The sequence below is a fragment of the Nioella sp. genome (assembly GCF_964229645.1).
Taxonomy (GTDB): Bacteria; Pseudomonadota; Alphaproteobacteria; order Rhodobacterales; family Rhodobacteraceae; genus Nioella.
Genome location: NZ_CAXREX010000138.1, coordinates 1 through 7532 on the forward strand (window position 1 = coordinate 1; position 7532 = coordinate 7532).

General features: G+C 61.2%; 9 protein-coding genes. 8 read left to right on the plus strand and 1 reads right to left on the minus strand.

Annotated features, from left to right (window positions below; genetic code table 11):
• On the plus strand, positions 1–273 hold a 273-nt coding region (locus ACEQXV_RS09110), incomplete at its 5' end, for a hypothetical protein (RefSeq protein WP_370268871.1).
• Positions 274–314: 41 nt separating this feature from the next.
• Positions 315–794, plus strand: coding sequence for a hypothetical protein (locus tag ACEQXV_RS09115; RefSeq protein ID WP_370268872.1), 480 nt, complete (start codon positions 315–317; stop codon positions 792–794).
• Between the two features lie 558 nt (positions 795–1352).
• On the opposite strand, the gene ACEQXV_RS09120 is transcribed toward ACEQXV_RS09115, so the two are convergent.
• Complete coding sequence (locus ACEQXV_RS09120) at positions 1353–1799, minus strand: MarR family winged helix-turn-helix transcriptional regulator (RefSeq protein WP_093445854.1); 447 nt, start codon at positions 1797–1799, stop codon at positions 1353–1355.
• Between the two features lie 204 nt (positions 1800–2003).
• Between ACEQXV_RS09120 and ACEQXV_RS09125 the strand changes: the two genes are divergently transcribed.
• From ACEQXV_RS09125 to ACEQXV_RS09150, 6 genes are all read left to right on the plus strand, one after another.
• Positions 2004–2501 (plus strand): DoxX family protein, encoded by a 498-nt coding sequence (locus ACEQXV_RS09125; protein ID WP_276717217.1) that lies wholly within the window; start codon positions 2004–2006, stop codon positions 2499–2501.
• Positions 2502–2570: 69 nt separating this feature from the next.
• The gene (locus tag ACEQXV_RS09130; RefSeq protein ID WP_222324046.1) at positions 2571–3608 is read left to right on the plus strand and encodes a TRAP transporter substrate-binding protein; all 1038 of its coding nucleotides are present in this window, start codon (positions 2571–2573) and stop codon (positions 3606–3608) included.
• A complete protein-coding gene (locus ACEQXV_RS09135) occupies positions 3605–4120 on the plus strand; it encodes a TRAP transporter small permease (RefSeq protein WP_222263994.1) in 516 nt (171 codons plus the stop codon). Before ACEQXV_RS09130 ends, ACEQXV_RS09135 begins: the two co-directional genes overlap by 4 nt.
• Complete coding sequence (locus ACEQXV_RS09140; RefSeq protein ID WP_370268875.1) at positions 4117–5424, plus strand: TRAP transporter large permease; 1308 nt, start codon at positions 4117–4119, stop codon at positions 5422–5424. The genes ACEQXV_RS09135 and ACEQXV_RS09140 overlap by 4 nt, the downstream gene beginning before the upstream one ends.
• Positions 5425–5481: 57 nt before the next feature.
• Positions 5482–6132 (plus strand): maleylacetoacetate isomerase, encoded by a 651-nt coding sequence (gene maiA, locus ACEQXV_RS09145; RefSeq protein WP_093445859.1) that lies wholly within the window; start codon positions 5482–5484, stop codon positions 6130–6132.
• Positions 6133–6217: 85 nt separating this feature from the next.
• The coding region (locus tag ACEQXV_RS09150; protein ID WP_372525548.1) for a nitrate- and nitrite sensing domain-containing protein at positions 6218–7532 on the plus strand (1315 nt) is incomplete at its 3' end.

Below are 7532 nucleotides of genomic sequence, written 5' to 3' on the forward strand. Positions count from 1 at the left end.
CGTCGACAAGGTTTCCTGAAATTCTACCGACGCTTTTTAGGACTCACCAACGCTTTAATGGTTCCACATCACGGGTCGGTCCACAACCATAGCGACGAAGTATTGAATGCGATGCCAGAGTTGCGGGTGGGTTATGCTGCAGCCGGACCGAACAACTATGGACATCCTCATAATGAAGTGCGCGATGCTGTCCGAGCCCATCACTACGCCTTTTTCCATCAAGTGGATCACAGGCAATTCAATCAGATCGTGATGAAAGTCGGAAAACGCTGATTAGGCTGAATCTCGTACAGCCAAGTTTTGGAGAACTAAATTTGGATCGCAATCAACTGGATGAAATAATCAGCTTATGCCTACAGGAACTCTACGATCAGGATGGTCAAATCTTAGCGCAAGACATCGGTGAGCGTGCAATATGCGGGCGATTGGCTATGCTGATGGTCCCTAAGTTTCCGGTGTACAGCGTGGATATTGAGTACAATCGCAAGGGTCCAGGCCTGGAGCCGAAAGACATTGAGATGCCGGATGAGAACGGTGAATTGACTGCCAGTCGAGTTTTTCCGGATATCATTGTGCATGAGCGTGGGCACAATCATCGTAACCTTTTGGTCGTCGAAGTGAAGAAGTCCACCAATGCCGTCGGTGACGAGCATGATCTCGCAAAGTTACAGGCGCTGTGTGGTCAGCTTCGATATCAAAATGGGTTGTTCTTGCGGTTATCCACGGGACCAAATTCTGCCTTAACAGGCGTCCAACGGCAATGGGTTGAAGGGCCTGCGACAGGTGAGTTTTGAACGGCAACTCTCGAGAAGCCGCGGCGCAGCAATAACGAATTTGACGAATGTCAGCTTTGGTCCGGAAGTTCGCTTTTAGCATCGTTGCAAGTAGCAGCAGCGGACGACCCGGCGCTTCTTGTGCTGCAATCCGTCGAGCTTAAGGGTCGGCCTTTTCAAAGCCAGGCCGAACTACCCGAGGAGGGTGGCCACGAACCAGCGCTGAAACGGTTTTGCGCGAAGAGGCACGCAGCCACCCGGTCTGCGTTTCGGTGAGGTCTAGCTATCAGCGCCAACTGAGTCGCGCAAGAGTGCGGAGTCGGTGGCTCTATCTTGCACACAGTTGCACGAACTGACCTCAGATCACGCTAGAATTGCTGTGATTCGCGTGCAGATAAGACCGTTAAGATATTGATATAATTACAGACCATTGTTTTCGGGAGGCAGGGGCCGGAGGTTCGAATCCTCTCACTCCGACCAATTGAACAAGGCACCTTCGGGTGCCTTTGTCATTTGGTGCCTTGGTTACCCGGATGCACGCGGGTCTTGGGGCAGGCGCAACCTACATGCCGCAATGGATCACACGATGAACTTTGCGCTGTCCTGGTTCGCCAGTTTGGCCATCAGGCGTCGAAGCTCGGCGACCTCTTCTTCGGAATAGACCGACAAAAGCTTCCGCTCGACTTCAAGCATGAGTGGTGCGAGGTCGTCGTAGACTGCCTTGCCCGCGCTCGACAGGCGCAGTAGCCGGCTGCGACCGTCGGCCTTGTTGGCTTTCGACAGGATCCACTTGCGTGCCTTCAGCGCGGTAATGGCCCGGCTGACCGACACCTTGTCCATGCTCGACTTGGTGACAATCTCGTTGGCCGTGAACTCTCCGTCCGGGCCGAGGATCACCATCGTCCGCCATTCGTAAGGCTTCAGCCCATAGCGGGTTTCATAGACACGTGTCACCGCCGAGCTGACCTGGCGATAGAAGATCCGTGTGTGAAACGGAAAGAAATCCTCAAGGACTAACAAAGACATAGCATGTCTCTCATGCGGGGGTTGCGGTGCCGGGTTGATGCGGCCGATTTGGGTGGTGCGACGCGCCCGAACCAAACCACAAGTTCACTCCTTGTGCCAGCGGATTTGGTTTCAAATGAAATTAGCGTTGACTTAGTTTCAAATGAAATCAAATGTAACGGGGCGTCCGCCAGATTCGGACGCTGCAAATGAAAGGGGAGGGACATGACACAACAAACCACGCAGAGGGCAGCGCTGACGCCCGCAGAGCAAGGCGGCATCTTTGCCGTGATCAACCGGCGTCTCGACAGCGTGGCGCAACCGTTCGACGGAGTTGCATGGCTGGCGCTTCGGGCGACGACGGGGCTTCTTCTGGTGCCGCATGGGGCGCAGAAACTTTTCGGGATCTTCGGGGGCGGCGGTATCTCGGGCACCGCGGGGTTCCTGGAATCGGTTGGCTATCCGACCCCGACTTTGCTGGCGATCTTGATCGGCTGCGTCGAATTCTTCGGCGGTCTGATGCTGACTTTCGGGCTTCTGACGCGCTTCGTTGCGGTGGCCATCGCGGTCTTCATGGCCTTCGCGGTTCTGTTTCACCTGGGCAACGGCTTTTTCTGGACGGCGCGCGGCTATGAATACCCGCTCTTCTGGGCTGTCGCGGCGCTTTTCTTTGTCGTTCGGGGCGGCGGAGCCTTCTCGCTCGACCGCAAGCTCTCGGCCTGAGCAGGCCGTTTCCCAAGCATGATTTTCGACGCCGGCCTGGCCGGTTGTCGCCTGAAAGGACTTCTCATCATGACTACGCAGACCACCCGCAAGGGCACCGCACGCATTTCCCGTCTGGTGACCGCTTCGCTTCTGGCGCTAGGTGCCAACACACTGACCGCCCAGGCCGAGGAATACGTCCTGTCGTCCTGGCTGCCGCCGGCGCATCCGCTGGTAACCGGCACCATCCAGCCCTGGGCCGATCAGGTTACGGAATTGACGGAAGGCCGCGTCACCGTGCGGATCCTTCCCCGGCCCCTTGGTCCTCCGCCGGCGCATTTCGACATGGCCGCCGACGGCATTGCCGACATCACCTACGGGCTGCACTCATTCACCACCGACGACCGGTTTCAGCGGTCGCGGATCGGCCAGTTCTCGTTCCTTGGCGATGATGCGGCAAAGACGTCGGTCGCCTACTGGGACGTCTATGGCGACAGGCTGGATGCCGCCGCCGAACACGCGGGCACACATCTTCTTGGGCTCTGGGTGCATGGCCCGGGAATGTTTCACAACAGCCTGCGCCAAATCGAAACACCCGAGGATTTTCAGGGGCTGAAAGTTCGGGTTCCCGGTGGCTATGTTGCCGAACTGGCGGAAGAACTGGGCGTGACCACGCAGTTCATGGGGCCCGGCGATGTCTATGAAAAGATGTCGACCGGCGTGATCGACGGGGTGACCTTTCCGGCCGAGGCGCTGAAGGCCTTCAACCTGTCGCAACACGTGAAATACGCCATGGAAGTGCCCGGTGGCCTATATAACACAAGCTGGTTCATGGTGATGAATGAAGACCGGTGGAACGATCTGTCTGAAGAGGATCGCGCGGCCATCAGCTCTGTCTCGGGGGCCATGCTTGCGAAGGTGGCCGGTCAGGTCTGGAATGCCGCCGACACCGCCGGTCTAGAAGACGCGACCGCCAAAGGCGTGACCTTCTACGCCGCCCCGGCTCCGGTGCTGAACCGGGTCCAAGAGATCGCCGCAGCCAAGGAAGCGGCCTGGGCCGAAGCGGTCGCTGCGCAGGGCTTCGACGGGGCCGCAGCCCTGACCGCCCTGCGGGAGCAGGCGAAATGACATCCGTCAAGACATCCTCCGGGATCGAGCAGCATCGTCAGGCCCCACGGGCCTGGCGATACCTTGAGCGGGCGCTTGGCCTCGGCACTGCCGGGGTGCTCAGCGTGATGATGGCCTTGACCGGGACCGATGTCATCGCTCGCTATGTTCTGAACGCTCCTATCAAGGGGGCCTTCGAACTGACCGAGATCCTGCTCGTCTGCCTGGTCTTCCTGGCCATGCCCCTGGCCATGCTGTCGCAGTCCCACGTCGAGGTCGAACTGTGGGAGCCCAAGTCGCGCCTGGGCAAGGCGCTGCGGATCCTTTTGGGGGGCGCGGCGGCCCTTTTGGTCTTCGGCGGGCTGGCCTGGCAGCTGATCGACCATGCCGCGCGCCTGGCGCGATACGGATCGGTGTCGAATTCGCTGGCGATCCCGCTGAACCTTGTCGCCTGGGTCGCTGCAATCGGCTGCGCCATAGGTGCGCTGGTCGCCCTGCGCCACATCCTCAAGAGCCTGAAAGACCTTTCATGATCGCTTCCCTCATCGCCTTTTTTGCGCTGTTTCTTCAGGTGTTCCTGCGGGTGCCGATCGCCTTTGCCATGATCATCACCGGAACAGCCGGCTTTGCCCTTCTGCGCAACTGGGACGCCAGCCTCCGTCTGACCGGCAACGCCGCTTTCGATACCGTCTTTTCCTTCACCCTGTCGGTCATTCCGCTGTTTATTCTGATGGGCAATCTGCTGACCCGGTCGGGCGTATCGGATGCGCTTTTCCTGACAGCGCATCGGTCTCTCTATCGGCTCAAGGGCGGGCTGGCCATGGCGACCATCGTGGCCTGTGGTGGCTTTTCGGCGGTCTGCGGATCGTCACTGGCCACTGCCGCGACCATGTCCAAGGTCGCCATGCCGTCGATGCGCAAGACGGGCTATGCCGACAGCCTGGCGACCGGAGCCATCGCGGCAGGCGGTACACTGGGCATTCTGATCCCGCCGTCGGTCATTCTGATCATCTACGGGCTCATCACCGAAGCAGACATTGGCAAACTGTTCCTGGCCGGGATCCTGCCCGGCCTCTTCGGGGTCGTGTGCTATATCGCTGCCGTTGCGGTGACTGTGCGCCTGAAACCCGGACTGGCCCCGGACGAAGCCGGTGTCGCCCCGATCACCCGCGCCGACATCACCGGGGTGATCGCGGTCGTCGGCCTTTTCGCCGTCATCATGATCGGCATCTACGGCGGGCTTTTCACCCCCTCAGAGGCGGCGGCCATCGGCGCGCTGGTCTCGCTTGTGATCGCCATTGTTCGGGGCAGCCTTGGCCTGCGCGACTATCTGGCGATCTGTGTCGATACTGCCCGCACCTCGGCGATGATCTTTGCGCTGATTATCGGGGCCGAGGTCTTTTCGAACTTCGTCTCCTATGCCGGACTGCCGGACGCGATCCTGGCCTGGGTCAGCGGGCTCGAGGTGGGTCCCTATTTGGTCATCCTTGCGCTGGTTCTGGTCTACATCGTCCTTGGAGCGGTGCTTGAAAGCCTGTCGATGATCCTGCTGACCGTGCCGATCTTCTATCCTTTGATCCTCTCTCTGGATTTCGGCACCGGCTGGTTGGCAGATGCGGACAACGTGACGATCTGGTTCGGCATCCTGGTGGTTGTCGTGACTGAAATCAGCCTGATTTCTCCTCCGATCGGTTTGAACGTCTTTGTCCTGCGCAGTGTGCTGCGGGACGTCCCGATCACCACGATGTTTCGCGGCATCCTGCCCTTCTGGGCGGCGGACATCGTGCGATTGGTCGCCATTATCTCGGTCCCCGCCATCGCGCTGGTCCTGATTTAGGGGTGGCATGAGACATTCACTCCCCTTCATCCGACCCGCAGGCGACAGGAGGATTCCGTGAAGCTGTACTCCTACTGGCGCTCGACCACGTCGTTCCGGGTCCGCGCTGTTCTCAACCTCAAGGGGCTGGATTTCGACTATGCTCCGGTGGACCTATTGGCAGGCGATCAGCGGTCGCGGACCTACGCGACGCTGAACCCGGGCAAGAGTGTTCCGACCCTTGTGCTGGACGACGGTACAGCGCTGACCCAGTCGCTGGCGATCATCGACTATCTTGATGCGGTTCATCCCGTGCCGCCCATGCTGCCAGCCGATCCGCTGGCACGCAGTCGGGTGCTCTCGGTTGCGCTGGCCGTCGCCACGGACATTCATCCGGTCAACAATTTGCGTGTGCTCGCGCGGCTGGGCAAGGCCTTCGTTGCGAATGACGCAGACCGGCGCAACTGGATGCACCACTGGATGGCGGAAGGCTTTGATCAACTCGTGGCGCTGCTGCCCGCCGGTGCGGGCTTTGCCTTCGGTGGAAAGACCCCGGACCTGGCCGATGTCTGCATCACCGCGCAGCTTTACAATGCCCGAAGGTGGGGCGTGCAGCTGGGCCGTTGGCCCCGCCTGGCCGAGATCGAGGCCGCATGCCTTGCGCTGCCCGCCATTGCCGCCGCCCACCCCGAACAGCAATGCGACGCAACGCGCGAGGCCTGTACTTGACGGGAAAGCCCTTTAAGCGCGGGCAGAAGCAGTTTCTTAAGGTTTCTGGGTTTATCTGCGCGGGTAGGGCAGACCCGGGGCGCGGATGAAGCGGATCAGATCGTTAAGCTTGTCGAAATCCATCCTGCTTGCGGTGGCGCTGCCGATCGTGCTGGCGCTGGCGCTTGGGGCGGCGATGATCCTGCGGTCCTGGGGCAGCATGCGCGATGCAGGGCTGATCCAGCACCAGATGAAGCTTGCCGTGGCCTTTGGCGGGCTGGTGCATGAACAACAGAAGGAACGCGGGGCGACCTCGATCTTCCTGAATTCCGGCGGTGCGGAATTCGGCGCGGAACTGGCCGCGCAACGTCGCGCAACCGATGCCGCGGCCGACGCCCTGCGTCAGGTCGTGGCCCGGACTGCCGCGCGAACGCCCGCTGTGACCGCCGATGCCGTCGCGGGCATTCTTGCCGATATGGGGCGCATGGGTACGGTGCGCTCGGGCGTGGATGCGCTGACCCTGCCGGTCGGCCAGGCGCTTGGCTATTACACTGGCTTGAACGGGCGCGCCATTGACCTGGTGGGCCAGATCGGCGCGATGACCCGCAACCCCGAGATCGGAACCGCCCTGACCGCTCTTTCGGCCTTCATGGTCGCGAAGGAACGCGCAGGCATCGAACGCGCCATCGGCTCTGGCATGTTCGCGGCTGGCGATTTCTCACCACCACGTCAGCTGCACCTGCAACGGCTGGTCGCCCAGCAGGATCTGGCCTTTGGCCTGTTCCGGCAACTTGCGGACAAGCCCGGCCTGGCCGCCCTGGATGCAATCGAAAGAAGTGAGGCCGCGCAAAAGCTTGCGCTGATGCGGGACCTCGCTTTCCAGGCCGAGGGCGGATCGGATCGCGGTGTGACGGCGGCCGACTACTTTTCCGCCGCAACGGGTCGGATCGGGCAAATGAAAGCCACCGAAGATGCCCTGGCCGCGGCGATCACCGCGCAATCCGCTGCCCTGCGCGCGGCCAAGTCCCGCAATGTGCTGGGGCTGGCCATCCTGCTGGTTTTGGGCTCGTCCCTGGCCGGGGGGCTGTCCTTCGTTGCACACCGTACCGCCGTCGGATCGGTCCGGCGCGTTGTGACCGCCGCTGACGCCATGGCGGCAGGTGACCTGACCGCCCAGGTTCCGCCTGTCGACACGCCGGAAATCCGTCGCGTGGCCCAGGCGCTGACGGCCTTTCGCGACACGATTGTCGACGCCCGCACCCGGGCCGAGGCGGAAAGCGCCGCAACCCTTAAGGCGCAGCAACAGATCGCGCAGGAGCGCGAGGAAAACCATCGCCTCGAACAGGCCCGCGCGGCAGACCAGCAAGCCCGGGAAGAGGCGATCCGCGACGCAGAATCCCGCATCGCCAGCGAAATTTCCC